The organism is Serratia sp. M24T3 (assembly GCF_000257645.1).
GTDB lineage: Bacteria > Pseudomonadota > Gammaproteobacteria > Enterobacterales > Enterobacteriaceae > Rouxiella.
The window spans coordinates 1-26,651 of record NZ_AJHJ01000025.1; the positions used below are offsets into that span (position 1 = coordinate 1).

The 26,651-nt window shown below is 47.2% G+C and carries 28 protein-coding genes; 13 read left to right on the forward strand and 15 right to left on the reverse strand.

What is annotated here, in order from left to right:
* Window positions 1–427: 427 nt before the first annotated feature.
* The 11 genes from SPM24T3_RS16910 to SPM24T3_RS16965 all read right to left on the reverse strand — a co-directional run bounded on the left by SPM24T3_RS16910 (window position 428) and on the right by SPM24T3_RS16965 (window position 6,196).
* The gene (locus tag SPM24T3_RS16910; protein ID WP_037378951.1) at window positions 428–832 is read right to left on the reverse strand and encodes an antiterminator Q family protein; all 405 of its coding nucleotides are present in this window, start codon (window positions 830–832) and stop codon (window positions 428–430) included.
* A 104-nt stretch (window positions 833–936) separates the two neighbouring features.
* Window positions 937–1,953, reverse strand: a complete 1,017-nt coding sequence (locus SPM24T3_RS16915; protein WP_009638012.1) for a DUF968 domain-containing protein — start codon at window positions 1,951–1,953, stop codon at window positions 937–939.
* Window positions 1,950–2,321 (reverse strand): RusA family crossover junction endodeoxyribonuclease, encoded by a 372-nt coding sequence (locus SPM24T3_RS16920; protein WP_009638013.1) that lies wholly within the window; start codon window positions 2,319–2,321, stop codon window positions 1,950–1,952. Before SPM24T3_RS16920 ends, SPM24T3_RS16915 begins: the two co-directional genes overlap by 4 nt.
* Window positions 2,318–2,866, reverse strand: coding sequence for a phage N-6-adenine-methyltransferase (locus SPM24T3_RS16925; RefSeq protein WP_009638014.1), 549 nt, complete (start codon window positions 2,864–2,866; stop codon window positions 2,318–2,320). The genes SPM24T3_RS16920 and SPM24T3_RS16925 overlap by 4 nt, the downstream gene beginning before the upstream one ends.
* Complete coding sequence (locus SPM24T3_RS16930) at window positions 2,863–3,255, reverse strand: LexA repressor (protein ID WP_009638015.1); 393 nt, start codon at window positions 3,253–3,255, stop codon at window positions 2,863–2,865. Before SPM24T3_RS16930 ends, SPM24T3_RS16925 begins: the two co-directional genes overlap by 4 nt.
* On the reverse strand, window positions 3,252–3,602 hold the full coding sequence (locus SPM24T3_RS16935; protein WP_009638016.1) for a hypothetical protein: 351 nt from the start codon (window positions 3,600–3,602) through the stop codon (window positions 3,252–3,254). The genes SPM24T3_RS16930 and SPM24T3_RS16935 overlap by 4 nt, the downstream gene beginning before the upstream one ends.
* Window positions 3,599–4,348: an ATP-binding protein gene (locus SPM24T3_RS16940; RefSeq protein ID WP_009638017.1), complete on the reverse strand. Its 750-nt coding sequence runs from the start codon at window positions 4,346–4,348 to the stop codon at window positions 3,599–3,601. Before SPM24T3_RS16940 ends, SPM24T3_RS16935 begins: the two co-directional genes overlap by 4 nt.
* Window positions 4,332–5,204, reverse strand: coding sequence for a conserved phage C-terminal domain-containing protein (locus SPM24T3_RS25165; RefSeq protein ID WP_009638018.1), 873 nt, complete (start codon window positions 5,202–5,204; stop codon window positions 4,332–4,334). Before SPM24T3_RS25165 ends, SPM24T3_RS16940 begins: the two co-directional genes overlap by 17 nt.
* The gene (locus SPM24T3_RS16955; protein WP_009638019.1) at window positions 5,201–5,470 is read right to left on the reverse strand and encodes a hypothetical protein; all 270 of its coding nucleotides are present in this window, start codon (window positions 5,468–5,470) and stop codon (window positions 5,201–5,203) included. Before SPM24T3_RS16955 ends, SPM24T3_RS25165 begins: the two co-directional genes overlap by 4 nt.
* Complete coding sequence (locus tag SPM24T3_RS16960) at window positions 5,467–5,934, reverse strand: YmfL family putative regulatory protein (RefSeq protein WP_009638020.1); 468 nt, start codon at window positions 5,932–5,934, stop codon at window positions 5,467–5,469. Before SPM24T3_RS16960 ends, SPM24T3_RS16955 begins: the two co-directional genes overlap by 4 nt.
* A 19-nt stretch (window positions 5,935–5,953) precedes the next feature.
* On the reverse strand, window positions 5,954–6,196 hold the full coding sequence (locus tag SPM24T3_RS16965; RefSeq protein ID WP_009638021.1) for a helix-turn-helix transcriptional regulator: 243 nt from the start codon (window positions 6,194–6,196) through the stop codon (window positions 5,954–5,956).
* Window positions 6,197–6,294: 98 nt separating this feature from the next.
* Here SPM24T3_RS16965 and SPM24T3_RS16970 point away from each other — a divergent pair, with 98 nt between their 5' ends.
* From SPM24T3_RS16970 to SPM24T3_RS25960, 9 genes are all read left to right on the forward strand, one after another.
* On the forward strand, window positions 6,295–6,984 hold the full coding sequence (locus tag SPM24T3_RS16970) for a helix-turn-helix transcriptional regulator (RefSeq protein WP_037378976.1): 690 nt from the start codon (window positions 6,295–6,297) through the stop codon (window positions 6,982–6,984).
* Window positions 6,985–7,298: 314 nt separating this feature from the next.
* Window positions 7,299–7,541, forward strand: a complete 243-nt coding sequence (locus SPM24T3_RS16975; protein WP_009638023.1) for a hypothetical protein — start codon at window positions 7,299–7,301, stop codon at window positions 7,539–7,541.
* A 1,391-nt stretch (window positions 7,542–8,932) separates the two neighbouring features.
* Window positions 8,933–9,850, forward strand: coding sequence for a recombination-associated protein RdgC (rdgC, locus tag SPM24T3_RS16980; RefSeq protein ID WP_237713096.1), 918 nt, complete (start codon window positions 8,933–8,935; stop codon window positions 9,848–9,850).
* A gap of 84 nt (window positions 9,851–9,934) precedes the next feature.
* A complete protein-coding gene (locus SPM24T3_RS16985; RefSeq protein WP_009638025.1) occupies window positions 9,935–10,456 on the forward strand; it encodes a hypothetical protein in 522 nt (173 codons plus the stop codon).
* A gap of 33 nt (window positions 10,457–10,489) precedes the next feature.
* On the forward strand, window positions 10,490–11,134 hold the full coding sequence (locus SPM24T3_RS16990; protein WP_009638026.1) for a 3'-5' exonuclease: 645 nt from the start codon (window positions 10,490–10,492) through the stop codon (window positions 11,132–11,134).
* Window positions 11,131–11,841, forward strand: a complete 711-nt coding sequence (locus SPM24T3_RS16995) for a hypothetical protein (protein WP_009638027.1) — start codon at window positions 11,131–11,133, stop codon at window positions 11,839–11,841. The genes SPM24T3_RS16990 and SPM24T3_RS16995 overlap by 4 nt, the downstream gene beginning before the upstream one ends.
* A 46-nt stretch (window positions 11,842–11,887) precedes the next feature.
* The gene (locus tag SPM24T3_RS17000; protein WP_009638028.1) at window positions 11,888–12,151 is read left to right on the forward strand and encodes an excisionase; all 264 of its coding nucleotides are present in this window, start codon (window positions 11,888–11,890) and stop codon (window positions 12,149–12,151) included.
* Window positions 12,126–13,247, forward strand: a complete 1,122-nt coding sequence (locus SPM24T3_RS17005; protein ID WP_009638029.1) for a phage integrase Arm DNA-binding domain-containing protein — start codon at window positions 12,126–12,128, stop codon at window positions 13,245–13,247. Before SPM24T3_RS17000 ends, SPM24T3_RS17005 begins: the two co-directional genes overlap by 26 nt.
* 2,047 nt (window positions 13,248–15,294) lie before the next feature.
* Window positions 15,295–15,522 carry a hypothetical protein gene (locus tag SPM24T3_RS25960; protein WP_237713102.1) on the forward strand — a complete coding sequence of 76 codons (228 nt, stop codon included), beginning with the start codon at window positions 15,295–15,297 and terminating at the stop codon, window positions 15,520–15,522.
* Window positions 15,523–15,903: 381 nt separating this feature from the next.
* Here the strand turns inward: SPM24T3_RS25960 and SPM24T3_RS17015 are convergent, their stop codons facing one another.
* Window positions 15,904–16,668 (reverse strand): YdiY family protein, encoded by a 765-nt coding sequence (locus SPM24T3_RS17015; protein WP_009638031.1) that lies wholly within the window; start codon window positions 16,666–16,668, stop codon window positions 15,904–15,906.
* A gap of 373 nt (window positions 16,669–17,041) precedes the next feature.
* On the opposite strand from SPM24T3_RS17015, the gene nadE reads away from it, so the two are divergent.
* Together nadE and SPM24T3_RS17025 are read left to right on the forward strand one after the other, a co-directional pair.
* Window positions 17,042–17,866 carry an ammonia-dependent NAD(+) synthetase gene (gene nadE / locus SPM24T3_RS17020; protein WP_009638032.1) on the forward strand — a complete coding sequence of 275 codons (825 nt, stop codon included), beginning with the start codon at window positions 17,042–17,044 and terminating at the stop codon, window positions 17,864–17,866.
* 165 nt (window positions 17,867–18,031) lie between these two features.
* The gene (locus tag SPM24T3_RS17025) at window positions 18,032–19,225 is read left to right on the forward strand and encodes a multidrug effflux MFS transporter (protein WP_009638033.1); all 1,194 of its coding nucleotides are present in this window, start codon (window positions 18,032–18,034) and stop codon (window positions 19,223–19,225) included.
* Window positions 19,226–19,264: 39 nt separating this feature from the next.
* Here SPM24T3_RS17025 and dadX read toward each other — a convergent pair whose 3' ends face one another.
* The 3 genes from dadX to ftrA form a co-directional block, all read right to left on the reverse strand.
* Window positions 19,265–20,338 carry a catabolic alanine racemase DadX gene (gene dadX / locus SPM24T3_RS17030; RefSeq protein ID WP_009638034.1) on the reverse strand — a complete coding sequence of 358 codons (1,074 nt, stop codon included), beginning with the start codon at window positions 20,336–20,338 and terminating at the stop codon, window positions 19,265–19,267.
* Window positions 20,339–20,418: 80 nt separating this feature from the next.
* Window positions 20,419–21,720: a D-amino acid dehydrogenase gene (locus SPM24T3_RS17035; protein WP_009638035.1), complete on the reverse strand. Its 1,302-nt coding sequence runs from the start codon at window positions 21,718–21,720 to the stop codon at window positions 20,419–20,421.
* A 414-nt stretch (window positions 21,721–22,134) separates the two neighbouring features.
* Complete coding sequence (gene ftrA / locus SPM24T3_RS17040) at window positions 22,135–23,136, reverse strand: transcriptional regulator FtrA (RefSeq protein WP_009638036.1); 1,002 nt, start codon at window positions 23,134–23,136, stop codon at window positions 22,135–22,137.
* A gap of 114 nt (window positions 23,137–23,250) precedes the next feature.
* Between ftrA and SPM24T3_RS17045 the strand changes: the two genes are divergently transcribed.
* Complete coding sequence (locus SPM24T3_RS17045) at window positions 23,251–24,759, forward strand: MFS transporter (RefSeq protein ID WP_009638037.1); 1,509 nt, start codon at window positions 23,251–23,253, stop codon at window positions 24,757–24,759.
* A 248-nt stretch (window positions 24,760–25,007) separates the two neighbouring features.
* Window positions 25,008–26,543: a SpoVR family protein gene (locus SPM24T3_RS17050; protein WP_009638038.1), complete on the forward strand. Its 1,536-nt coding sequence runs from the start codon at window positions 25,008–25,010 to the stop codon at window positions 26,541–26,543.
* Window positions 26,544–26,651: the final 108 nt, after the last annotated feature.

Sequence of the window (26,651 nt, forward strand, 5' to 3'; positions counted from 1 at the left end):
GCAAGGGGCCTGTTGTAGTGCCGGGTGCCTCCCGGTGAGTCATTCATCAGCAATTGTGACTCGCAAGCGGCATCAATGCAAAACTTTCTGATTGGCCCCACCGCATAGGGGGATTCACTGCAACGTATTTGAAAATATCACTAAATCTCAAAATGGAAAAGCCCCTGCATTTCTACAGGGGCCTGTTGTAGTGCCGGGTGCCTCCCAGTGAACCGTTGGCCAGCCAACCATGGTTCGCTTAGTCCCTAACCGACATAACTATTAGCTGTTTGCCCTACCGCACAGGTAGGATTCACTACAACAACTTAAAAGTAGCATACTGCTGAAAAAATAAAACCCCGCCGAGGCGAGGTCTTTAAATTGTGTAAGCTTTGTGACTACGTGACCACTCTTAACAGAGTAAAGGATTTTTTACGTACGTAAACACTCAGGCAGTTACTTTTTTATTACCCGGTTGATGCTGAACATCGCAATCCATCTCAAGCTGAACATCGAGCATCATCAACATTCCCTCAACAATTCCTTCAGCTTTTTGGAGTTTTTTACCAATATGCCCGTCTGAACATTGATGCTTCTTAGCTAAACTCATAAAGGTCATCCTGAAGATATAATAATCAACAAGCAAATCATGCATTTCTGAGTTGTTCATGTTTAAGCGTGAAATACACCCTGCAATAATCATCCCGTCATCATCACAACATGAAATGCGCGACTTATGACTTGCAGGAAGTAATCCTTTAAATCCGGCTGCAATGGATGGATAATCGACACCACTTACGTCGCATGAAGCCCATGCTCCCCAACGCTCTAAAACTAATTGTATATCTCTCATAGACTGCCCTCTATGCATGTGAAGATGCGGCCTGCAAACCTGTCACTCTTCAAATTGGACCCCACAAAAACCACTGTAAATACCTGTGTATAATATTAATTATTCTATTTCGACGTGAACACTCCGATGCCCAATGAGTAGTTAAAAAAGTCGAAAAATAGGTTAATCTGGCAGCCATATTCCTTCTCCCAGGCTCGCGGGTCCCGGTGTAATTCGTCATGATGTTTTCTGCACAAAGGAATAGTGAATAGATCATGTGTTTTTGTGCCGGTACCGCCGAGGCCATGGCCTATAATATGGTGCGGGTCATCGGCCTGCTGACCACAGCACAAACAGGACTGAGATTTAACCCATCGGGTGTATTTTTCATTTCGCCAAGGCTTGAGCTTTTTACGCAGCATGAAAGACTCTTGCGGTTCAGGGTCAACGCTTAACGCGATGATTGCATTGACCTGTTCAACGTATTCTTCAAGAACTTCGTGTGGAGAAAACTCAGGTTGAATATCAGACTCTCTCCCTACTGACTTTATTGCTGGCTTCGGCATCCAACCCAACGCCTTGCGAGCGGCACTATCAGGAAGAGCGTCAATAATACCTTTCGAAAAGGCCCACCAGCACAACTCATGAAAACTTACGTGGTGGTCTGACGCTATCTGAAGTTCCATGCGGATCATTTCAACCACCCAAGTTGCGCGGTTACGGTTTCCTATCTCCCAGAACTCGGCTAAAGCCATATCCCTAAACTTGTGCTCATGGTGCCAGCACAGGCAAAGATAGCTGCCATCAAATGGATGAACTGTAAGATTTTTATCGTGGTACCCATCTGCTGACTTCACCCACTGGCACGCTGTGAGTTTTTCTACCCACCGCTCCAGGCTCTGAATACCACCAGCAGCAATAATTACCCGACTGTCTTTAAAGAATGCATTAAGCCGCGCGTCGTCCACCAGCTTTTGACTCACGGCAGGGATCGCACCAGATGGCAGGTCGGCCAGCTCATCAGGCACATTGGTGATCAGCAAACGCTTTTGCCTAAACAGAGGCAGCAGGTCCTTGCCCGGCTTGAATATCACAACGCCCAGATCATCCTGGACGAATGGCTTTAGCAATGCCCTCTTCATGCCGAGATCTCCTTGATGGTGACCTCAGCTTTCCCGTTCTTTATGACCGGTCCCCATACAGCGTGCAGATCCTTTATCTGACTATCATCGGCATACACTCCGGCGTGCGTCAGCGCATCGAGCAAGGCTTTGAAGTAATTATCCAGATCCCTTTTTTGATTGGTTGGCGGATAAAGCACGATGGATACAGCTACATTGGCCGTGATTGCTTTTGGTCGGCGGCGCAATTGCTCTAATACCGATGCAAGCGCATTAGCCCGAAACTTTCGCCCGCTTTCACTGATCAACGTCCGGCCTTTTAAAGCCCCTTTATTGGGGCTCCTCCAGTATCCGTTAAAGCTTGGTGGGAATGGTAAAGTCAGGATCATGCGGCGCTCACTCCTCTTACCTCTGAACCAATCACAAGCAGCTCGTCACGCGATACCGTAGTGAACATGCAGCGCGGTTTAATGAATGGGCGCCAGATAAACAATAAGCTGCCTTTACTGTTGCCGTTCTTCCCTGGCTTGCCTGTACCGGCATTGATAAAGCCGATCCGGCCATCAGTGATAAATCTCACTTCATCGACAGTCTTCAATGCCTCAGAGAACCAACCTGTTGAGGTGTCAGCTGGCATAAGCATGACAACAGGCTGTTTCTGGATACGGCATTGTTCCGCAGCTTTTGCAACCCACGGAGGTGGTGCACTGTATGGTGGGTTACACCAAATAGCCCCGTGGCTGGTCCACTCACAGGAAAGAGAATCGTCTTGCTCAGTCAGGTAATGCGAACAAAGTGCGTTGCTCTGGTCTGCCGCAGCATCCAGATAGAAACCGAATTCCAGATCCAGTGCGTCAAAAATTTCAACCGGCGTCTGCCAACGGTCTTTATGCTCTGCTGGCGTGCTACTCAATCCCAAGTGGTCTGATTTCATGCTTCACACTCCGGTTCCTGGCTAAACAGTTCAATCAGCGCCGCCATGTTCTGTTCGGAGTGATAACGACCCTTGCACTTAACCCACTTACGGGATGCCTCGACTACCTGGCTTTGCCACTCAGCATGCGCCAATGGAACCGCTGCGCGCGGCTGCTCGATATGATGGCTGATGATGGTGATCCCCCTGAACTTGCCCGCTGACAGTTTGATAAAGCCCTTTTTAACCAGGCTACGCAGATTTTCATCAGCTGCATTAGGTGACTTGAATCCGAAATGCTCAGCTATCTCGCCCCGGGTCGGTGGGAAACCGTTCTCCGCCAAGAAACTTTTCAAGAACTCCAGAACCTCACGTTGCTTAGGCGTTATCGGGCTTAACTGTTTTCTCATGCTGCTTTGTCCTCGTACTTAGCGGCCACCAGGCGGTAAAACCACACCTGCTTACCTGAATCCGGATCCTTCACCATGCGTTTATCCTTCCGCAGGCCGTGCACAACTGGATTTACCTCACGAAGCCGCGCACTGATTGCCGCCTGCGTATCTGCATGACCGAACATGTTCAACACCAACAATTCCAAGTCTCGCAGGGTGTACCATGTCGGCCCCATCGCCGCGTGCATAACGCGGTAAAGCTGGGAGTTTGGCCGGTTGAAATCACCGCCGAGTATCACCTTGCGGACGCCTTCATTGATGGCCGCACGCTCGAACTCATCCACCTCTAAACGAAGCTTTTTCATGCCTTGCCCCCTTTGCGACTGCGGAAACTCTTCCAGGTGAACGGTACCCACATGCCGCCGTTCGTCTGACGGTCCATGATTCGCTCACCTAACAGACCCGCCATTTCAGCGTGCGTCAGGTTCGTGAGCATGCCGGTAGGCTTAAGCTGCAGCTGGCGACGGTCGATAATCTGGCTCAGCAGGTTGATTTCGTAGTCGTTGTTAGTGGTCTTCTGCACCCCGACTTCATCCAGCACCAACAAATCAAGGCGGCAGATATCGCGCATCAGGTCGGCTTCTTTCATTGGACTACTCTTATCGAAAGTGGCGCGGAATTTCTGGCACAGTTCCGCAACGGTGATGATTGCCGCTGCTTTGTGTTGCTCAATCAGGTTGCGCACTATCGCCGTGGCCAGATGGTTCTTGCCGGTGCCAACGTTCCCCGCAAAGACGAAGCCGCCATGCGTGTTGCCGAAGTCCTTCAGGTAGGCTTTAGCCATTACCAGCGCCTGCTGTTGCTCTTCGGTCTCTGCCAGGTAGTTCTTAAAACCGCAGTCTTTGTGAAGCAGCTGAATGCCAGAGCGACCAAGAATTTTTTCAATCCGCGCCTGCCGGTTCTGGTCTGCAACGCGTTTAGCAGCCTTCTTGCCCTCTTCCTGCTGCCAGGCCATTAACTCGGCCCCCGTTTTGCAATGCGCTTCAACGTGTGCAGGTTTCATAGCCAGGAAACGCGCCATCACGTCAGCTGATTTAGATGTAGCCATCATCAGAGCCTCCTTGGGTTGGTGCTGCAGGAAGGTTTTTGTTAAAACCTTCTGGAATATCACTGGTTGCCTGGGTCAGCTGGGTAGGACGCTGCCATTTGCCGTTCACGCATTTCGGGCGGTTCTGCTCGTCCCAGCGTGTGGCGCTAATCAGGTAACCCTCAAACTTGCTCGGCTGGAACAGCGTTGAAGGCCGTAGGTATTGAGCGTGTTCAGTACCGTCCCAGTGTTCAAATTTGTAATCTACAACCAGAATCACGCTTGCCAGGTCATGGCCGTCGCTGAGGCGGGCACGGATATTTGCCAGTGAACCTTTAGCTGGCTGATAGCGAGAACCGGTCAACAGGTTCAGGTGCTTCAAAACAATCTTGGCATCGTCCGTAATTTGAACTTCACGGTCGGTTTCCGCAGGAAGCTGACCAATAGTTTTTAAAGGTTCATTGACTGGTTCTAAAGAGTGACTGGTTCTGGTGCCATCTCCTGCCCTAGGGGGTGGGTTATCAGGTGCCATAGGTGGGTTTTTTGATGCCATAGGCCCTGTGTTTTTTGGTGCCCCACCCCCTATGCTTTCTGGTGCCATAGGGTTATCAAGCATCAGATAATAAACATTCGAGGTATTGCCCTTACCATTGTTCACACCAAGACGGTTCTCTTTAGATACAAGACCCATATCAATCAGTGAGTTAATATGTCCCTTAACTGCACTTTTGCTGCATTCGCATTGGTCCGCTACATGCTGATAAGAAGGCCAACACTCGCCTTTATCATTGGCATTATCAGCAAGCTTGATGAGAACCAACTTACGCAGGTGATTACCCACTTTTATGCTCATAGCTTTCGCCATTAATGTCATGCTCATGCAGCCGCCTTACTCTTATTTTTCAACCAGCGCTGATTGGCTACCATCCAGCAAACGAACGAGTAGTTGAGGGGCTCCCATTTGCCCTGTATATTTTTAACGAAGCGGTAATCATCGTCATGACCACAAAGAGGCAAACAGCGGATTTGCGGTCCGGATGGCTTATCAGATAAACTGTCCATGCGTTGGGATCTCCACAAAGTTGTTTCAATGCAAACCGGTGTGCGGGCTGCAACCTGCACACCAACCCTTTCTTGGTTAATCATTTATTCCCTGCCTTACTTTGCTTCGAGTAAAGTCGAACAATTGACCTCACTTCATTCTCACGAGCAGCAATATGAAGATTGTGATAATTCATAATTTCTGCAGCCTCCTCCTTAGTGATCACACCGTCCTCCAACGACTTTTCAATAATCTGATCTACGTGGCCACGGTTAGCAGCAGTACGAATGGCTTTTTCGAATAAGCAGACTTGATCTAATTCTTCGTAAGTTGGGATATCCACATGCATGCCACCACGACGCTGTGAAAAATACACAGCTAGTAGATTCGTACCGGATAGGTCTTCCATTGCTTCCAGCTCGTGATGCTCGAAGAAACGGCAACCATTTTTCTCGTACAGGTTGTTATTGAATTCAGCCAGGGACATGCCCAATCCACCAGCCATAGCCGACCGTCCACCCGGTAACACTTTGCACATCGCCTTCACTGTCTCTTTGATGTCTACCATGTTGTTCTCGCCTTAGTAGTTACTTTGCTTTCTCTGTTTCTTTAAAATCAGCAGAGGTCATAAATCGTTGCGGGTAGAGAATCTGCATTTCTGTAATTCTTCCTCCAAAGAATTTCGATAGTTTTTCCGCGATAGCGAGTGAGGTGATTTGTTTTCCTCTCTCTATACGGCTCAAGTTTCCAACATCTATATTCAGAGAGTTCGCAACATCTTGAATTGTAAGATTTTGTGCGACCCTCAACTTTCTTAGTGGAGTTTGCATATTAGGCCTCGTTATTTGCGTTTAAAGCATAATAAATGGGGTTTATAATTTGCGCAAGCAGCTTTGCATTTCACGCATGAAGAACATGTAATATGCATATGAATATAGGAACCCGAATCCGCAACTTGAGAAAGTCGCGTGGAATGACAGTTACACAACTTGCCGAGGCTATTGATAGCGATATCGGCAATGTCTCTCGCCTGGAAACTGGTAAACAAAAGGCATTTACAGAACAAGCTCTAGCTAGGATTGCTAAAGCTTTATCAGTTTCTGTTACAGATCTTTTCATAAGTGAAGATTTAGTTGATACTGGGTATATAAACAGTACTAATTTAAGTGTCACTGGGGGAAAGAATGTGTACAGAGTGGATGTTCTTGATGTTTCAGCTAGTGCCGGTGATGGATGCGTTACCGGTGAAGTAGTTGAAATTGTTAGTTCGATTGAATATGACGTCGATTATGCCAAGTCCATATTCGGTGCTAGGCCTCAAGGTACTGTAACTTTGATTAACGTTCGCGGCGACTCCATGGAAGGAACAATAAATCCAAACGATCTAATTTTTGTTGATAACAAAGTAAATATTTTCGATGGTGATGGTATCTACGTTTTTGATTTTAACGGCGACCTATTCGTTAAGCGCCTTCAAAAGGTGAAGTTTGAACTTAGGGTTATATCTGATAACAAGGCTTATGAACCTTGGTCGATTACTCAAGAGGAACTGGACATGTTGCACATCGAAGGCAAAGTTATTGGCAGTCAACCACAGCAGATCCGTAGACACGGATAACAAATCATCTATATGAAGAAGCCCGACTTAGGTCGGGTTTTTTTATGCCTACGTTTCCTCCTCTAAAATCTTCATTTCTATAAATTTGCACATTAAGCATATTTTTATACTTGACTATTTTGCATATACTGCATAATTTATATCTCAACAACGCGAACATGAAATTTAATGTTTGCCCGCTCTTTAAAAATCAGGCCAATTCAACTCCCGCACCCGCGGGGATTCTGGGAGACCAGATCATGTGAATCTATAAGTGTCCTTACCACTGCCCTTGCGTACGAGGGTTTTGGCAAGACTACTAAGGCAGGTAAATCATGAAAGAACCAGATCCAATAACGATTATTGTCTCCGGGGTTAGTAATAAAGAGCTGTATGAATACCTGGAGAACGGTATAGCTGCTGCTCGGCTTTTAAAAACCGAGTATGAGAATAAAAAGTTTCTTCAAGCACAGTTGGCCCGAACTGAAGCTGAAATCGAAAGATTGACACCTTTAGCGGCCATGAATGTTCAACAAGCGGCAACGACCGATGATTGGCTGTCCGAACGGTTGAAATAATTTAGTTTTAGCTGCCAGGCTGACAACGTACTGTCGTTAACACTGCTTTCCCCTGATGAGTTGGCTAACGCTGGGGCGCGAACTCACCGCGTAATGAGGCATAACCCACAATGCGAGACTGTGAGTGTCGTCTATCCGGATCCTGATGTTAGGGGGTCTGGTAACACGATAAGGGTGACAGCTGGAGAGACAGCGCAACGCGAGTTGATCCTGCGCGTTATCAGGTCAGTGTCCGTATGCACTCTCATTGCGGTGACGGCTGGGAATAGTCCAGCACCACAATCAAAGAGCGCGGATGGCAAAAAAGACTGCTCCATCCCCAACAAAGGAAATTCCGGTTCCTGGGGTGCTCGGGGAAACCTGACGAACAATGGAGATACCGCTCTTTTTGATTGTGGTGAATGCGCAGGCTGATGCGCAAGGGAGCATAACTCGTCTAAACGCTCCGTTATACCGGACGAGATGCCGGAGATCAGCACCGGCCACCACAACTGGAAACCAGCAGCCAACCGAGAATAAAGAGCTGGGAGCAATACGGAGCCTACATGTTCCAGCCGTACGTAAAGCTCAATAAGGCAGGACCACAATTTAATGCTTCGCAGTCCAAGGACGAGCGAGCCGGACCAGTAACCGGCACACAAAGGAAAGAGCACTGTTCCGGATATGTGGCATAGCAGCCCCTGATGCAAGTTACCGGCGAGGTCGTGAGGTCGGAAAACCGCGTTCAAGCCAAGCGGCGCAAGGTGGTCAAATGCAGTGCTCTACCCTTTGAGGAATTAGGTTTTGCTCTAGCGACACGCCTTATATGGAAAGGGCAGATTAAGTGTCAGATGTAGTTTGTTTTCATCATAAAATACATCATACATATCAATAACATGCATGCAGACTGAACAAACAAGGAGGGATACTACTTGAGGGGTTACCGAGTCTACTACGGCATTGAAATGTTCAGATCTACACTTTTTACAATATAATTTTATGTCACGCATTAATGGCTCAAGAACAGGTGAGTTGCTTTATTCAATTATTAAGATTTATCGTATTCAAGGTTAAGTATAGCAGACATTGGAATAGTGGGTGCACAACTGCAAGAGCACTCCGCGTCGCACGTGACACGCCGCCGTTTCCAGAATCCAGAGTCGTGTGGCATGGGGTAACCCAATGGGCAAGCCCCCACATAAAAACGGCGAGTGATGTCCTGAGCTCATACGTGACGTTAAAGAGCCGAGGCCACTGCGTGAGTGTGGCATTCACATAGAGAAGGGGTCTACGGTTACCCTTAAACCTTTGTACAGTATAAGCCCCGTTGACCTCTTCTCTATGTGGAGCACCTATCCAGCACCAGCTTTTGCAGAAGCCTGGTGCTTTTTTTTAACTTTGGAGAACCCATCGTGAATAGTCCTATCTTTAAAAACGTCATTATTTATCGCTTGAATCGTGACATTACCCTGAAGGTTGAAGAGCTCAACACCCAGCTTTCAAGCTTCGTATTCTCACCCTGTGGTAGCCAGGATATGGCAAAGACCGGCTGGGTATCGCCTATGGGCAAGCTCAGTGATTCCTTAACTCACTCAGTCAATGGGCAGATTCTTCTCTGTGTGCAGAAAGAAGAGAAGATCCTCCCAGCAGGTGTTATCAAGGCTGAATTGGCTCTTAAGGTAGACAAAACTGAGCAGGAACAGCACCGTAAATTGAAAAAGACCGAGCTAGATTCACTAAGAGATGAAGTACTTCACACTCTTATGCCTCGGGCTTTTACTAAGCAATCTCAGATGCTTATCTGGATAGATACCGTATCCGGCCTAATCTCCGTAGCTACTCCAAGTTCTCGCCGCGCCGAAGATGCCCTGGCACTTCTGAGAAAGAGTTTGGGATCCTTGCCGGTTGTACCGGTGACCACTGAAACCCCTATCGAGCTCACGCTTACCGAATGGGTTCGTAATGGTGACACACCGGCGGGCTTTGCTTTAGGCGACTCTGCGGAGCTGAAAGCAATTCTGGAAGAAGGCGGCACTATTCGATGTAAAAAGCAGGCTTTAGTCAGCGATGAAATTGCCAGCCATATAGAAGGTGGAAAGCTAGTCACCAACCTAGACCTCCACTGGCAAGAGCGCATCAGTTTCTCACTCAATGACCGGCTGACGATCAAGCGTATTAAGTTCGCTGATGTCCTTCTTGAGCAGAATGATGACATTGACCGCGATGATGCGGCACTGCGTTTTGATGCTGACTTCGTATTATTCACCGGTGAACTCTCCAAGTTTTATCAGAATCTTTTCGCCGCTCTGGGCGGTGAGATTCAGCGTTAACTCTTCCTTAAGTCACCCGGCAACGGGTGGCTTCGTGAAGTGTTGCCGGCGCTTGCAGGCGTCTTTTTTCTTGTGGAGATTTCTATGACATGGCTACAAACCTTTACGGGTAAACACCTGGATTACACCAATCCTTGCCCTCACGTTTTTGATAAAGACAGCATCGCCCAAGGCCTCTCTCATGAGTGCCGCTTTAACGGGCAAATCCCTCAGTTCTACAGCGTTGCCCAGCATTCAGTATTGGTTAGCCTTCTCGTGCCAAAGCATATGGCCTGGGAAGCGCTGCTTCATGATGCGACAGAGGCATTTATCAAAGATATTCCAGCGCCACTAAAGTTGCTGCTGCCGGATTATAAGCGCGTTGAAGACCGGCTAGATAAGGTCATTCGCTTGAAGTATTGCCTACCACTTTCAATGAGCGCGGAGGTGAAGAAAGCAGATTTAATCATGCTGGCCACCGAACGCCGTGATTTTGATATGGATGACGGGACCGTGTGGCCAGTGCTGGAAGGCATAACCCCTGCTGATTTCGCTATCTGCCCCCTCAATCCAGCCCAAGCCCGCGCCCAGTTCCTCAAGCGCTGGGAAGAAGTAAAGCCTTTCTAAACCTGTTTGCAGACAGGAATTGTGGAGATACCCATGACAGTGAACGTAATCACCATCGATACCGAAACGATGGACACCGCCCATACGGCACTAATCCTCTCGATTGGCGCTTTTGCTTTTGATGTGACCGACTTGAACGCAACGCAGCAGGCAATCATGGACGTTACCAAAGACGCTGAACTGCAGGACCATTCGCAGTTTGCGTTTTACCGGCGTGCCGATTCCTTCGACCAGTTAATTTCAGGTCGCACAGTTAGCGTGCCCACTCAGGAGTGGTGGAAGAAGCAAGGCGAAGAAGCCCACGAAGCACTTACCGGTGAACGCGTAAGCTTAGGTGAGGCGCTATCAAATTTAAAACAGTGGATAGCCCAGTATCCAGACGCACGCATATTCTTTCGTGGTCCTGACTTCGACGGTTCCATTCTTGAAAACGCCTATCGGGCTCACGGCATTGAATGCCCGTGGAAATATAACGGTAAGCGCGATATCAGGACCTATATCGATGCAATGGTGCGCGGCGGCAAAGGCTACATCAAAGACCACCAGCCATGTTTCCCAATGATCAAACACAACTCGCTCCACGATGCTATGGGCGACGCTGAACAGATGGCGACCGCATACATGATGAACGACGGTAACACCGTTCCCTCTTCTGAATTAAAAAAGGTGAGAGCATGACTACTAAACATGAAAACTTTACTGCCGGTGAATGGATAGAGGCAGGCGATCAGATCATTGGAGAAGACGGTTTTACTCTCTTTCGGGCGACGGAAAACCTTCTCGATGGAAGCCAGCATCACGCCAACATACAGCGGGTCGTGGCTTGTGTTAATGCCTTCGCCGGGATCGAGACCTTCCGTATAGCTGGAAAAGATTTAGGGGAAATTCTTGCGGGTGAAGTAAGGCTTAATAAAGCAGAACCGACTGGGGATGGAGGCTTTAGTTTCTCCTTCTCAGGAGGAGTTATCCAACTGATGGCAAATGCTTTTGCTGAACAGTTTAAAGATTCAGGAGCAATTAATTATCTTGAGTTAATTTTTCAGCATCACGAATTAGGTTCGTTGAATGTCACCATGCAGCGCGTCGAGGGATTAACCCCAGCTCAGAAACTGACACAAGTAGAAATGGAACTCGACAAGTTGAAGGCTGACTATGACGCCGTAGCCAAAATAGCCGGAACCGCTGAGATTCTTGCTGAGTTGCTGAAGTCGGTGAAGTTCCCTAAAGACATGCAGATTTCTGATGCCATTAAAGCGAATATTTCTTCGGATTTTATGGATGGCTATAACGTTCGTGGAATTATGGACCGAAAAGCTGTTGAAGCCGCTGGCATTAATGTTTTATCTGCTGATCCCGTGGCAGAGTTTCCACCAGCAGGCACTTAAATATCACCCTGTGTGCAGCAGGTAAATTAAATATGTGGAGGTTCGTATGGGCCAACTCGTACCTTTGATGGAATGGGCATCCAGTCCAAAAGGGTTTAAATATCCACCAGCGCCAGCAACACTTCATCGGTATGCGAAAACCGGTCAAATCATCCCTGCCCCGATAAAACAAGGCAGTAAATGGGTGGTCGATGAAGACGCGAAATATGTTGGCGTCATTGCAAAAGCTGAGATCCCGAGTCATCTATCAGCTTCTGTCAGGGCTTTACTGGAGAAAACGATTAATGGCAGCCAGACCACGTACACATAAGGTCAATATTCCAAACCTGTACTGCAAGTTAGACCGCCGGACAAGCAAGGTCTACTGGCAGTACAGACATCCCATCACAGGAAAGTTTATTGGTTTTGGAACTGACGGTGATACAGCACGTGAGGCAGCAATAGCCGCCAACAGCATGCTCACTGAGCAGCAATCAAAGCAGATTAACTTCATGGTGGATATGACAATCAAAAACACTACAACTAAAGATGCCGGAATCAGGATAGTTGACTGGGTTAACAAATATCTGGAAATACAAGAAGAGCGCGTATTACATGGGGAAATTAAAAAAACAACTTTTAAAACAAGAAAGTCATGCGCTCTGGTTCTTTCTAAAAGGTTGCCTAACGTTCGTCTTAGCAATCTCGACACGAAGTCAATTGCGGCAATTTTGGATGAATATAAGGTTGAAGGAAAAGCGAGGATGGCGCAGATACTAAGAGCAACCTGGGGGGATTTGTTTAAAGAAGCACAACACTCTGGTGAGGTTGAATCCGGTTTCAATCCAGCCATGGCCACCAGGATACCAAAAGCTAAAGTCAGTCGTGCTCGACTCAGTTTTCCTGAATGGAAGGCCATTTATGCAGCAGCAGATAAACTTCAGCCATACGCTAAAAATTCGATGCTCATCGCCCTGATCAGCGGCCAGCGACGTACAGATATTTCTAACATGAAATTTTCGGATGTTTGGGATGGGCACTTACATATTACTCAATCAAAAACTGGCAGTCGTCTTGCGCTGCCGCTGACCCTCTTTCTACCCGAGCTAAACTTATCACTCGGTGATGCAATTAAGCAGTGTCGTGACCGTGTGGTAAGCAAATACATTATTCATCATACACGCCCTCATGGTTCAGCAATGCCTGGTGATCCTATTGGCAGCAATGGGCTGAGTCGCGTATTTATGGAGGCTAGAAATATGTCTGGAATAAAGTTTTCGAAAAACTCTACGCCCCCATCTTTTCATGAGCAGCGTTCTTTGGCTGAACGCCTTTACAGCACCCACGGTGTTGATACTCAGACGTTACTGGGACACAAAACAGCATCAATGACAGAGAAATATCACGATGACCGCGGCGCCGACTAGATCACTTTAGCGATATGAATTCAGATAGCGCTGCGTTAAAAATGGGGTAGGATTACCCGCAGCGTCATCAATTTTTCAAAATTCATTTTGGAGTGGAGTTTTGGAGGGATTTTGGGGGGAGTTTTTTAAATGATTAAATCAATAAGTTACAACTTCTAAATTTGCTCCATAAGCAGACGGCAGATAACTAAACCTATTATCAAGCTAAAAGCCGGACAGAATTTTGCTCCGGCTTTTTTATGCCTATCGTGCGATCTTCTCTCTCCGCAAACCTAAAACCACAATCGTAAAAATAAGTAAAACTAGATAAGATTTCTTGCGAAGATATAAATAGCGAGAATTGGCATTCATGACTCACAGTCACGAGACTGGTAGGTAGAAAATGATATAATACTTACAAAGCGGGTTATAACCAGTCTCCTCATACATCCCTTACCCCAATAGATAATCACTGAGAGTATCTAAATTTGAAAGTTGCAATATTAGCCAATTAGCAAAACTGATAAGATGATAAAAACTAACGTTTACTATAATGATTTATTAAAGATAACTTATCTTGGCGTTTTATTAATCTTATAATATAAACCTAAGACTATAGATCTGACACTCTGTTGTTAAATATAATACTCGTAATAAATGTAAAAAAATCTTTAACGCATAACAATTCCAACTTGCGTTAGACCTTGAGTCTAATGACATCATTAATTATTATTTTTCAATAAGTTAAGGAAACATCCATGAACTATTAAAAGTAATAAATAAACACTTTATCTGACTAAAATATTGCCAAGCATGATCAATAATTGCACTCAATGGCAAGATCATAGATACTCATTATAGTTTTGTAATATCAGAATTACTCTAAATGGTTACAAATTGTTGAAGCAATGCAAATTAATGAGCCTATTAGCCTACCAAAAATTCATATCTAACTATCAATTAAGAATGAGATTAACGATCTAATCATGTGACACAACCTGTCTAGCTTTATGTTTCAATTGTATATCAGAATTATTGCAGCTCGGCCTGACGTAAAGAAAGGATTCAGCTTAGGCGCACAGATCACAATTGTGATCCCTTTAAACCGGATGACATTGATTCCAATCTAATTTAGGAGTAGTCTGTTTATGCAACGATCTTTGAAATATCAAAATTAATCTTAACCAGTATGTTCAGCACCAGGTGATAAGTGAGGTTCTTGTATTTCATATAGATCTTTATAAAGGATTGGGAACAGAGCTTATCGTTGAAAAACCTTATATGCGGTAATTAATTATGAATGATATGATCACCACCCATTCTACGGAAACCGAGTCATGCCCCTTTTGCGGCCATAACATAGACACCAATATAGATACATGTGACAATTGCGGAAGTAAAAAAGTAGTAGGCTATATCAATAAATTTGAAAGAAGGATAGTTTTGATACTGCGCATAGTCTTATGCGTTCTTGCCAGTGTTGTTTATTATGACAATTACCCCGATCCTAAAAACTTCTTAATGGGGGCCTTTCTTTTCATAATATCGATTATATTCGCGTTAATCATCCCACTGGTAATCTTCAAAATCAAAAACAAGAGAAATGTGGTTTGGAGGAAAAGAATATTTTCAATGTGATCACTATAAAAACTCTTACAAGCTCGAGTGGTTGTTACTTAAACTCAGATTGACATTCACTACTACCTGACTTGCTTAGCTTCTAGAAAAGCTTCAAGACCTGAACAAACTTTCGAAGATGAAAATAAATTCAAAATTATTTATTGAAATAATTCATTTTTTAGCAAATGCAACCTCAGAAAAGCGTACAGGCCCTTAGTATCTTTGATTTATGCATGCAGAGTTTCATCATTCTTGAATCATGAAACAACCGCATAGACACCTGCTGCGACTAAGGACATCCAGAACAGCGAACAGACGGCAAAAATACCTAACCACACCTTTTCGTTGAAAGTCATCAGTGAGTGTTCTTGTTCCATTTTCATCATTTTCTTAATCCTTGCTAGTTATGTTAAGAAAATCTTGACATAAAATATCACCCGAATTAGTGATGGAAATCTCATACTTTAAAAGCTATGTAGCTTTCTGGGCCATGGTGTTGAAAAAAAGTGAGCTAAATCTCATATCTTTAATCTTAGAAATTGAGTTATCGATTAAAAAACGTGCAATTAACAAAAATTTTATCTATCCAAGTCTCATCTTTCACCCTGCAACCGCTCACCATTTAACCAGCACGGCCTATTCCCCTTTAAAACTAACATATACAGCTGCTAATTAAACCAGCGGAAAGCTTCCACCCGTAGTTTGATAAATAGTGTAAAACTGATGACTAAATCAAAAAAATTTGCTAGCAATTTTTCATTAAAACAAACACACCACAAAATTACGGACAAACTTTAGGACTTTTGAAACCTGACGCTCAAGTACTTGTCTGCATGGGTTATCTGTCGTATCAATGGTTATGGAAATATTTGATGTCAAACCAACCTTCATTATTGCTGAAAATTTTTAATCGTTGACTCCGTCTCACATGTCATCTTGCTAGCAAAAAGCATCAATTATAATTTTTTTGCAATTTATCACTAAAAATAAAAAAACCAGCTCGAAGGCTGGCTTTTTTAAATACACTTTTAAGCTGTAAAACTATTTAACTAAGGGATTACAGTCCGTAAACCAGGTTAATAGAGGTCACAGTATCTGTCTTATCTGGCGCACTGGATGGTGGCTTAGTGTTATAAGTCACGTTATAAGCCAGCTTCAATGAGAAGCTCTTGTTAATAGCTACTGACAGTGCAGTCTCAGAGTTCAACGTAGTATCATCGTTGGCTAGAACTGAAACGCCTTCGCTGAATTTAGCAGTATCGCTAATCTGATAGGAATAAGTACCGGATGCGTAAGCAATCGGTTTTGTCGTACTGCTGCCTTCGGTAAATTCATCATGGCGGACGCCCGGACCGGCCTCGAGGTTTAGAGTATGAACGGGGCCGTTCCAGATCTGACGACCATAACCGAGCGTTGCAGTATCACGCGCGTGGTAGCCATTGAAGCGGTCAGTTAACCAGTTTGCTTGACCAAACAGATAGTTAACGTCTGACAAGTTATAACGAGTACGAGCACCAGCCTGATATTTTTCAGAGGAACGAACGCCTGAAGAGGAAGTATTAACGGCTGAAGCCCAAATACTGTAAGCCGTGTTTGGCTGGAACCAAGTCATGGTGGTATTGGCATTCAGATTATTATTACTTGTGTTGCCGGTCTGTGCGCTGTAACCCGCCTGCACGTTACCATCGAAGTTTTTCTTCGCGGTAGCAGGGTTGTCCAATGCAGTGAAAACATCGGTGTCTGCAAGACTTGAAACACTAAACAGTGCCGCACCACAAACTAAGGCACAGGCGGGTAAACGACGAACAACACTAAAAAACATTTTGCATCCCCAATGAATGTAAGGCAAATAACAAGATTAAGCGGGTGATTTTTTAAATACCATCCTCTGCACACTCTCTTAAATGCAGAACTAACCGATGGCATTTTGCATAATTAACAGTCAACAAATATACAACACCAGGCTGGTAATATCCTTTTACCTTCTGATTTTTTAGAACATTCCTAAGGTTGTATATTTTCTGAAAACCAAACATACAAAAACATTACGCTTTAAAGGATTGTTCTTTACTCTCAACGTTATTCTTGAACCCCGTACCTTGTCCTTTCTTCCGGGGCAGGTTAGTTTTAAACTAACTGTCTAATTCAAAAATATTTGCCGCGGTTTTCGCTGGCAGCTCTCAGGAGGAATGGTCATGGCACTTCAGCAAGAGATAATCCAGGCTCTGCACGTTAAACCACAAATCGATGCCGAGCAGGAAGTTCGCGTCAGCGTCGATTTTCTTAAAAGTTACCTGCGCGCCCACCCTTTCATAAAATCATTGGTATTGGGCATTAGCGGCGGGCAGGATTCTACTCTTACCGGCAAACTTTGCCAAACGACAATTAATGAATTACGAAATGAATCGCCAGAAGCCGGTTACCAATTTTATGCTGTACGGCTGCCTTATGGTGTTCAAGCTGATGAGTCCGACTGCCTCGATGCTATCGACTTTATCAAGCCAGACAATGTGTTAACGGTAAACATCAAGAATGCTATCCTGGCCAGCGAAGCCAGCCTGCGTGATACCGGTATCGAATTAAGCGATTTTATCAAGGGCAACGAAAAAGCCCGTGAGCGTATGAAAGCGCAATATAGTATTGCAGGAATGAAATCCGGTGTCGTCGTGGGCACCGATCATGCTGCAGAGGCAGTGACGGGTTTCTTCACCAAGTACGGCGATGGTGGCACCGATATTAACCCTATTTTCCGTTTAAACAAACGTCAGGGGAAAGCGCTGCTTAAACATTTAGGCTGCCCTGAACATTTATATACCAAGGCTCCCACTGCCGATCTTGAAGATAACCGCCCTGCACTGCCTGATGAAGCGGCTCTTGGGGTGACCTATGAGCTGATTGATGATTATCTGGAAGGCAAAACAGTTGATACGCAATATGCCAAAATTATAGAAAATTGGTATCTGCGTACTGAACATAAACGCCAGCCGCCGATCACTGTATTTGATGATTTCTGGAAATAACGCTTTCTAGCTGTTGTTAATAATCAGGACATCTCTCCAGATGTCCTGATAGCCATCCCCTCGCCCTGCATCCCAATTCTGTGTAATAGATCCCACGCATCGCTTTTCATTTCATAACGAAATCATTACTCTTGTTCCCTTTTTCGAATGGATGCGCGGCAACAAATGCAAAAATTCCTTTTTTTATTACTAACTCTGGTTCTGCTTGGTCCGCTAGGCATCGATCTCTATCTTCCTGCTATTCCGGCAATTGCCAGCGGATTGAACAGCGGCGAAAGCGTGATCCAATCTTCTATTTCATTATTTATTTTGGTGCTGGGCATCGGACAGTTACTGGCAGGCCCTTTAGCTGACCGCTATGGACGTCGCCCGGTTGCCATCGCCGGTATTCTGCTTTACATGCTGGGAGTGGTGATGGCTGCAACAGCCGTTAGCGCCGCGTTATTTATGGCATCACGCGTAGTACAAAGCCTTGGCGTATGCTGCACCTCGGTGGTGATTTTCAGTAGTGTACGTGACCGGCTGGAGGGCGATGACGCCGCACGCGCCTTTGGTTTTCTTAATGGAACATTAAATATTGTCCCTGCTTTAGCCCCTCTTATCGGCGGGCTTATTGCTCAATACTATGGCTGGCGCGCGCCGTTTTGGGCACTGTGCGGCTATACCCTGATCACCCTGTTACTGGTAGTGTTTTTGTTGGCAGAAACTCGCCCTGCCAATACCAAACAGGTCGGCAGCCTGCCATTGCGGCAATATTTGCGTATCTTGCGTGACAGCAATTTCCTGATTTTTGCGCTGGTGAATGCCGGAGCAATGGGAATGGCGCTGACCTATGTTTCGCTGGCGCCTACGGTTTTGATGACCAACGGAGGCCTGACTCCGCTGCAATTTTCACTGGTCTTTGGCGCTAACGGCTTTTGGATCATGCTGATGAGTTTTATCGCCAGTAAAGTTATTCGCAAAGTAGGACGGCCAACCTGCCTGGCTACCGGGGCTATTCTGATGCTGTTAGGCGGCATCGCACTGTTCGCCGAGCTGGCCATGTTATCGGATCAGACTCAGCTGTCGACCTGGGCTTATATGCTTCCGGTTGCCAGCGCCTGTGCGGGATTAGCTTTCGTTATTGGACCGGCCACCAGCTACGCGCTTGAGCCCTATTCCAGCGAGGCAGGTATTGCCGGAGCTCTGGTAGGATTTGTACAAATGGCTGGCGGTGCGGCGCTTGGGCTGGTTGCTATGGCACTGCCTTTGCCGCCTAAGGCCAGTCTGGCGCTGGTGATGCTGACCGCTTTTGTCTGGGCGTGGACGGCAAAACGTCGCAGTAAAAGGATTAAAGGTAAAATTGCGGCTCTGAATTAGAAACTGGCCCGAGCGGGCCAGTTCAAAAGCTGAGTAAAATCAGGCTACGATAACCGGCACTCTGGGAGCCAGTGCGCTCATCAGTTCATATCCCAGCGTGCCCGCCGCTAAAGCCACCTCGTCAATGGGCAACCGATCGCCCCACAGTTCAACCTGCGAACCGATTTTAGCCTGCGGGCAAGGGGTAAGATCAACCATCAGCATATCCATTGAAACGGTCCCGAGTGTGCTGGTTTTCACACCGTCAACAATTATCGGAGTTCCACTAGGCGCATGGCGTGGATAGCCGTCAGCGTAACCACAAGCCACCACGCCAATACGATGCTCTCGCTCAGCTCGATAGCGACCGCTGTAACCCACGCGATCGCCAATCTGAAGATGTTGCACCGCAATAAGCTCGCTGCGAAGCTGCATCACCGGTTTGAGGCCAGTATGGGCAATATCTTGTACGTTGCCGCTGGGCGAGGCTCCATAAAGAATAATCCCCGGGCGAACCCAATCATGGTGTGTCTGTGGGTGCCACAAAGTTGCCGCAGAATTGGCCAGCGAACGTGGCCCAGGCAGCTGACGGGTACCTTTTTCGATAATATCTTCCTGAGCCTTAACTCCTTCCAGACTGTCTGCACTGGCAAAATGGCTCATCAGCGTTATTTCACCCACCTGCGGCAATGCGCGTAGTTGATGCCAGACTTCATTAATTTCAGCAGGTTGGAATCCAAGACGATTCATCCCGCTGTTAATTTTTAAATAAATATTCAGCGGCGCAGTCACTTTTGCTGCTGCCAGAGCCGCCAACTGCCAACGGCTGTGCACGGCAGTAGTTAAACTGTAGTGATCAATGGCTAACAAATCTTCTGGGCTGAAAAAGCCCTCAAGCAGCAATATCGGGCCTTGCCAACCGGCCTCTCTGAGCAAAATGGCTTCATGAAAGTCTAGTAAAGCAAAACCATCGGTCGCTGTTGCCAGGCTTTGCCAAATACGCGCAATGCCGTGGCCGTAAGCGTTGGCTTTAACCACCGACCAAACCTTACTTTGCGGGGCGTGGCGACGAATTACCTGCAGATTGTTTTGTAACGCTGACATCGACAGGATGGCAGAAATCGGGCGTGGCATGAAATCTCCTGAAATAACTCTTTTCGCCCGCCGTGATAAATGCGGCGGACCTTTATCTTTATATTCCGACTCAGAAAGCTTTAGCCTACCGGATGCATTTTATGGGCTTTATCGTTGTGCGAGATAAAGTCTGCGCTATAACGCGCAACAGACAAGTCTTCTGACGGAATTGCCGGAGTCACGCCCGACATTATATCGGCAAGCAACTGACCCGAACCACAGGCCATGGTCCACCCCAAAGTTCCATGCCCGGTGTTCAGGTAAAGATTTTTCAAGGTGGTTTTACCAACAATTGGCGTGCCGTCTGGCGTCATTGGGCGCAGGCCGGTCCAGAAAGTCGCCTCTTCAACGCGGCCACCGTTGGGGTAAAGATCTTTAACCACCATTTCCAGCGTTGCTCGACGCGCCTTGGCCAGTTGAGTATTAAAACCAACAATTTCCGCCATCCCGCCTACGCGGATCCGCTGGTCGAATCGAGTAATAGCGATTTTATAGGTTTCGTCGAGCACGGTAGAGAACGGCGCGGAGGCTTCGTCCGCGATAGGTATAGTCAGTGAGTAACCTTTCAGCGGATAAACCGGGATCGACACCAAATCGGCCAACAGCGCGGTGGAATAAGACCCAAATGCCACCACATAAGCATCGGCTTTTACGATTTCACTGCCACACTGCACGCCTGAAATTTGGCCATTCTCAACCAAAAGGCGATCCACGCTTTTATTAAATTCAAATTTCACGCCGATTTTACGCGCCATTTCAGCCAGTTGACGAGTAAACAGCTGGCAATCACCGGTTTCATCATTAGGCAAACGCAGGCCACCCGTCAGCTTATGGGCCACCTGCGCCAATGCAGGTTCAGCGGTAGCCAACTGGCTCGACTCCAGCAGCTGGTAAGGCACCCCGGCTTCTTCCAGCACGGCAATGTCTTTAGCGGCGCTGGCGAACTGCTGTTCGGTGCGGAACAACTGCAATGTCCCGCCCTGACGACCTTCATACTGAATGCCGGTGTCCTCACGCAAAGCCCTGAGGCAGTCACGGCTGTATTCCGACAAACGCACCATGCGACTTTTGTTGGTCTGATAATGATTCATGTCGCAGTTACGTAGCATCTGCCACATCCATTTCAACTGCATACTGGTGCCGTCGAGACGAATTGCCAAAGGCGCGTGTTTCTGGAACATCCACTTGATGGCCTTTAACGGAACACCAGGAGCGGCCCACGGAGCGGCATAACCGGGTGAGATCTGACCGGCATTACCTGCGCTGGTTTCTTCTGCCGGGCCGGACTGACGGTCAATCACCGTAACTTCGTGTCCCGCCTTTGCCAGATACCATGCACTGGCGACACCTACTACACCACTGCCTAAAATCACCACTCGCATACTCGACTCCAGTTCGGCTTACTACAAAGCATAATATTCTGGCGCAGAAGTTAACCTGAAAACGGCGTTAACCCAACATTCAGAGCCAGAATTGTGAAGAATTTCACAAACATTTATCGTTGAAACTGAATAATTTTTCAATAGGCGCGACTAAATAACGATATACAGCAACATTTTCTGCTAATTGGAAGTAATTTCTGGCATTTTGATAGCAATGCTATCATTGCTATCAAGAGCAATTGGCCTTCACAAAGCGAACCCATACTCAGGATTAAATGCTGGATTGGTGGCTAAAAATTGAAACATTCAACTACCCAACCGCTATTAAATGAGATTCTCTGTTTCTGCACCATGGCATGCCCTTTTAACGAGCATGGAGATTTATAATCCCGATTTTCATGCCACGCCGAGAGATCAAACGGTGGAATGCTGAATCGGCTGTGATTCCACTGCCTGTTTGCGATATTGCGTTGGCGTAATCCCCATCCGTTGACGAAAATGGTGGCGTAGCGTTTCCGCCGATCCAAAACCCGCAAGTTCGGCAACGTGCTCAATACTCAGAGTTTGGCTTTCAAGAAGTCGGCAGGCGTTTTGTATCCTGATGCCAAGCATCCACTCCCCCGGACTCGTGCCCGTAGTCTCCTGGAAACGACGTAGAAAAGTGCGGCGACTCATTCCGGCTTCCGCGGCAAGCTCGGCAATAGCCAGCGGTTTATCCAGTCGACTGCGCAGACTTTCGAGCAGTGGCGAAAGACTTTTGCTTTCTCGGCCGCTCACCGGCTGGGGCAAATACTGCGCCTGATTTCCTTCACGATGGGAAAACGTGACCATCCTGCGTGCCGCGCGGTTCGCCACCACCGTTCCGTAATCACGACGTATGAGATAAAGGCACAGATCAACGCCCGCAGCCCCTCCCGATGAGGTTATCAGGCTGCCTTCATCGACATAAATCACGCCGTGGCACACCTTGATTGCCGGGTAACGATCCTCCAGCGCCTGAGTACTGTTCCAGTGGGCAGTAGCGCGTTTGCCGTCAAGCAACCCGGCTTCGGCCAGCACAAAACTTCCAGCGCAAATCGATACAATCCTCGCGCCCCGGGCATGAGCTTGCTGTAAAGCGGCAATTAACTCGGCAGTTGGCGGTTCGTCAATACTGCGCCAGCCCGGAATAACGATGGTCCCTGCACCTTCCAGCAGTTCAAGGCCACCATCCACCACCAGCCGTATTCCCCCCTGCGCGGCAAAAATTCCATTTTCAACTGAAGCAACGGCCATCTCATACAGCGGCTCGCCGGTAGTTTCATCCGCCCGACCAAAAGCCTCAACGGCAATCCCAAATTCGAAAGTACACAGCCTTTCATAGGCTAGAAGCACTAATCGTCGATTAAACACAGGTGTTACGGAAAGTGTTGGCATAATTTACGGGTTTCTCATTGGCATAATATTGACGATATATGGCACAACCACATATTTCCAGTATTGTTCGAATCTTTCATCCTGACCGCCTTTACAGCGTGATAGGACTTTCTTATGGCCGTTTTACTTTCGACTCGAAACAAACTGGCGCTTACTGCCGTGTGTCTGGCCGCGATGATGTCAGGATTAGAGATATCCAGCGTTCCGGTAATCCTGCCAATACTTGAAAAGCAAATCCATGCCAGCTTTACCCAACTGCAATGGATAATGAATGCTTATACCTTGGCCTGCACCACCGTACTGATGGCGACCGGAACACTGGCGGATCGTTTTGGTCGCAAGCGTTTATTTTTAATCAGTATTACAGGATTCGGCCTGACGTCTTTGCTCTGTGGCGCTGCGAATTCTCCCTCATTGATTATCTTTGGCCGTTTTCTACAGGGAATGAGCGGTGGCGCGATGCTAATTTGTCTGATTGCCATTCTGTCATCGCAATTTCCACCTGGGAAAGCACGCAATACGGCGTTTACCGCCTGGGGTGTGGTGTTTGGTTTCGGGCTGGGATTTGGGCCAATGATTGGTGGCCTGATTGTGGCTTTGGCGAGCTGGCAATGGGTCTTTCTGATCCACGTGGTGATCGCAATAATCACTGGCTTGCTGGCTTATAAAAATGTCGAGGAATCGCGCGATCACGAAAATCAGCAGCTGGACGTTGGCGGAGTCGTCTCGCTGAGCGCCACGGTGCTGAGCCTGACATTTTATATCACCCAGGGCGGACAAATAGGCTATCTCAGCGATCGTGGACTGTTCATTGTCGGCATTGCGTTGCTGTGCCTGATGATATTCATTTATATCGAGCGCCGCCATCCGCATCCGATGTTTGATTTTACCGTATTCCGTAACCGCGCTTTCTCCGGCGCGTTGCTGGGGTCGATAGGCATGAATTTCAGTTTTTGGCCGTTTATGATTTATCTGCCCATCTATTTTCAGACGGTACTGGGCTACGACATTGTGACCGCGGGACTTTATTTATTGGCCTATACCCTGCCTACCTTGCTAATGCCGCCGCTCGCCACAAGACTGGTTTCAAGATTTGGCGCAGGCAAAGTAATTCCCTGCGGATTGCTGGGGATTGGCATGGGTTTTTGGCTAATGTACTTCGGACTGCATGGGACTATGGGCGTGCTGCCGGGTGCCGTGGTGGCCGGAGTGGCGCTGGGGCTGACAAATACTCCGGTAACCCATACGACTACCGGCGCTTTACCTGCCAATCGGGCCGGTATGGCCTCGGGAATGGACATGAGTGCCAGACTGATTACTTTGGCAATCAATATCGCCATGATGGGAACGCTGCTGGTTGCGGGAGTAAAGCTGGCGTTGTGCGAAGCTCTTCCTGCAGAGAATAGTATGCAAGGGCTGCAATCTCTTGCCGAAAAATTGGCCGGTGGCGAAAATTCTTTATCTCCGGCTCTGGCCTCTGTAGCGCGAGAGGCGCTGATTTCAGGATTCAGTGGGGTTCTACTGTATGGCGCAGCAGGGGTATGTATTCTGGCTCTGGCCAGTCATTTTCTTTTCAATTTCCGAGTAAAGTCGGCGCTGGGCCGCGCCGAGATTGAATCATAAGAATTTCTTTACAAAGCATTCTTCTGCTTTGTCATTGACACCATCAGCCGCTAGGGATATAGATTTCGTAACCGGGGAAAAGTCTCATCCCCCGGTTTGCCCCAGCTAAAATTGTTAAATCGTTAAGGCAATGAAAAAGCATATAAATATGCTCTACGGCCTGCACGAGGTTGAGATTGAGCTACGATTAATAGTGGATGCATATATTTAAAACACTGTTGCGTCCGTAACTGACTGAGGGTGCGCTGATGACGACAAAGACCCAGGAACATAAAACTGAAGACAAACGTTTGAGTGATGGACCAGACTGGACGTTTGAGTTGCTCCAGACCTATCTGGAAGAGATTGACCGGGTTGCCAAGAGTTATCGGCTAGAAACCTACCCGCATCAAATCGAGATAATCACCTCCGAGCAGATGATGGATGCCTATTCCAGCATCGGTATGCCTATCAACTATACCCACTGGTCATTCGGTAAAAAGTTTATCGAAACCGAACAGCGTTATAAGCACGGTCAGCAAGGTCTGGCCTATGAGATTGTGATTAACTCCAATCCTTGTATCGCGTATTTGATGGAAGAAAATACCATCACCATGCAGGCGCTGGTTATTGCCCATGCCTGTTATGGACACAACTCATTTTTTAAAAATAACTACCTGTTCCGCAGTTGGACCGATGCCAGCTCTATCGTTGACTATCTGATCTTTGCACGGCGTTACATCAGCCGCTGTGAAGAGCGTTATGGCGAGGAAGAGGTGGAACGCCTGCTCGACTCCTGCCATGCACTGATGAACTACGGCGTCGATCGCTATAAACGTCCGCAGAAAATTTCGCTGACTGAAGAGAAAGCCCGCCAGGAAAGTCGCGAAGCCTATCTGCAGAGTCAGGTAAATACCCTGTGGAAAACCCTGCCTCGCAAGGACAAAGAGGATGCGCCAGAACAGGTGCGCCGCTTCCCTTCCGAACCGCAGGAAAATATTTTGTACTTTATGGAAAAAAATGCGCCACTGCTTGAGCCTTGGCAGCGCGAAATTTTGCGTATCGTGCGTAAAATCAGCCAGTATTTTTATCCACAAAAACAGACTCAGGTCATGAACGAAGGCTGGGCGACTTTCTGGCACTACACCATTCTCAACCATCTGTATGATGAGGGAAAAGTCAGCGATCGCTTTATTCTTGAATTCTTGCACAGCCACACTAATGTGGTGTTCCAGCCGCCTTACAACAGCCCATATTACAGCGGTATCAATCCGTATGCTCTGGGCTTCGCCATGTTCCAGGACATCAAACGTATTTGTCAGTCTCCGACCGAGGAGGATAAATATTGGTTCCCGGACATCGCGGGTTCTGACTGGCTTGAAACGCTGCATTTCGCCATGCGGGATTTCAAAGACGAAAGTTTTATCAGTCAGTTCCTTTCGCCAAAAGTCATGCGTGATTTCCGCTTGTTTACCGTGCTCGACGACGATCGCAACAATTATCTCGAGATTTCCTCTATTCATAATGAAGAAGGTTATCGGGCAATTCGTCAGGAGCTTTCAGCGCAGTACAACTTGAGCAATCACGAGCCGAACATCCAAGTCTGGAACGTGGATTTGCGCGGCGACCGTTCTTTAACCCTGCGTTACATTCCGCAGGATCGTGCGCCGCTGGACAAGAGCCGCCGCGAAGTGATGAAACATATTCATCGACTGTGGGGATTCGACGTCTATATGGAGCAGTTAAACGAGGACGGCAGCGTAGAGATGCTGGAACGCTGTCCGGCTCGCCCTTCTGCACTGTAATTGATGGCAAGTATTTTTATCAGCTAGTAGAAAGCAAAAAAGGGCGCCTGAGCGCCTGATACCAGCCAGTGCTAACCGCCGGTATCACGCGCTCAGGCGCCCTTCTAG

Excerpts from the sequence above, each read along its gene's own strand:
- SPM24T3_RS16960 (WP_009638020.1), bottom strand. The coding sequence starts at position 5,934 with ATGGTAGACATCAAAGAGACAGTGAAGGCGATGTGCAAAGTGTTACCG.
- SPM24T3_RS16920 (WP_009638013.1), bottom strand. The coding sequence starts at position 2,321 with ATGATCCTGACTTTACCATTCCCACCAAGCTTTAACGGATACTGGAGG.
- SPM24T3_RS25165 (WP_009638018.1), bottom strand. The coding sequence starts at position 5,204 with ATGAGCATGACATTAATGGCGAAAGCTATGAGCATAAAAGTGGGTAAT.
- SPM24T3_RS17005 (WP_009638029.1), top strand. The coding sequence starts at position 12,126 with ATGGCAGCCAGACCACGTACACATAAGGTCAATATTCCAAACCTGTAC.
- SPM24T3_RS16990 (WP_009638026.1), top strand. The coding sequence starts at position 10,490 with ATGACAGTGAACGTAATCACCATCGATACCGAAACGATGGACACCGCC.
- SPM24T3_RS17045 (WP_009638037.1), top strand. The coding sequence starts at position 23,251 with ATGGCCGTTTTACTTTCGACTCGAAACAAACTGGCGCTTACTGCCGTG.
- SPM24T3_RS17035 (WP_009638035.1), bottom strand. The coding sequence starts at position 21,720 with ATGCGAGTGGTGATTTTAGGCAGTGGTGTAGTAGGTGTCGCCAGTGCA.
- SPM24T3_RS16915 (WP_009638012.1), bottom strand. The coding sequence starts at position 1,953 with ATGAAGAGGGCATTGCTAAAGCCATTCGTCCAGGATGATCTGGGCGTT.
- ftrA (WP_009638036.1), bottom strand. The coding sequence starts at position 23,136 with ATGCCAACACTTTCCGTAACACCTGTGTTTAATCGACGATTAGTGCTT.
- SPM24T3_RS16910 (WP_037378951.1), bottom strand. The coding sequence starts at position 832 with ATGAGAGATATACAATTAGTTTTAGAGCGTTGGGGAGCATGGGCTTCA.
- SPM24T3_RS17050 (WP_009638038.1), top strand. The coding sequence starts at position 25,008 with ATGACGACAAAGACCCAGGAACATAAAACTGAAGACAAACGTTTGAGT.
- SPM24T3_RS16925 (WP_009638014.1), bottom strand. The coding sequence starts at position 2,866 with ATGAAATCAGACCACTTGGGATTGAGTAGCACGCCAGCAGAGCATAAA.
- SPM24T3_RS25960 (WP_237713102.1), top strand. The coding sequence starts at position 15,295 with ATGGAAATCTCATACTTTAAAAGCTATGTAGCTTTCTGGGCCATGGTG.
- SPM24T3_RS16985 (WP_009638025.1), top strand. The coding sequence starts at position 9,935 with ATGACATGGCTACAAACCTTTACGGGTAAACACCTGGATTACACCAAT.
- SPM24T3_RS16970 (WP_037378976.1), top strand. The coding sequence starts at position 6,295 with ATGAATATAGGAACCCGAATCCGCAACTTGAGAAAGTCGCGTGGAATG.
- SPM24T3_RS16955 (WP_009638019.1), bottom strand. The coding sequence starts at position 5,470 with ATGATTAACCAAGAAAGGGTTGGTGTGCAGGTTGCAGCCCGCACACCG.
- SPM24T3_RS16935 (WP_009638016.1), bottom strand. The coding sequence starts at position 3,602 with ATGAAAAAGCTTCGTTTAGAGGTGGATGAGTTCGAGCGTGCGGCCATC.
- SPM24T3_RS17000 (WP_009638028.1), top strand. The coding sequence starts at position 11,888 with ATGGGCCAACTCGTACCTTTGATGGAATGGGCATCCAGTCCAAAAGGG.
- SPM24T3_RS17015 (WP_009638031.1), bottom strand. The coding sequence starts at position 16,668 with ATGTTTTTTAGTGTTGTTCGTCGTTTACCCGCCTGTGCCTTAGTTTGT.
- SPM24T3_RS16930 (WP_009638015.1), bottom strand. The coding sequence starts at position 3,255 with ATGAGAAAACAGTTAAGCCCGATAACGCCTAAGCAACGTGAGGTTCTG.
- SPM24T3_RS16995 (WP_009638027.1), top strand. The coding sequence starts at position 11,131 with ATGACTACTAAACATGAAAACTTTACTGCCGGTGAATGGATAGAGGCA.
- dadX (WP_009638034.1), bottom strand. The coding sequence starts at position 20,338 with ATGCCACGCCCGATTTCTGCCATCCTGTCGATGTCAGCGTTACAAAAC.
- SPM24T3_RS17025 (WP_009638033.1), top strand. The coding sequence starts at position 18,032 with ATGCAAAAATTCCTTTTTTTATTACTAACTCTGGTTCTGCTTGGTCCG.
- SPM24T3_RS16940 (WP_009638017.1), bottom strand. The coding sequence starts at position 4,348 with ATGATGGCTACATCTAAATCAGCTGACGTGATGGCGCGTTTCCTGGCT.
- SPM24T3_RS16965 (WP_009638021.1), bottom strand. The coding sequence starts at position 6,196 with ATGCAAACTCCACTAAGAAAGTTGAGGGTCGCACAAAATCTTACAATT.
- nadE (WP_009638032.1), top strand. The coding sequence starts at position 17,042 with ATGGCACTTCAGCAAGAGATAATCCAGGCTCTGCACGTTAAACCACAA.
- SPM24T3_RS16975 (WP_009638023.1), top strand. The coding sequence starts at position 7,299 with ATGAAAGAACCAGATCCAATAACGATTATTGTCTCCGGGGTTAGTAAT.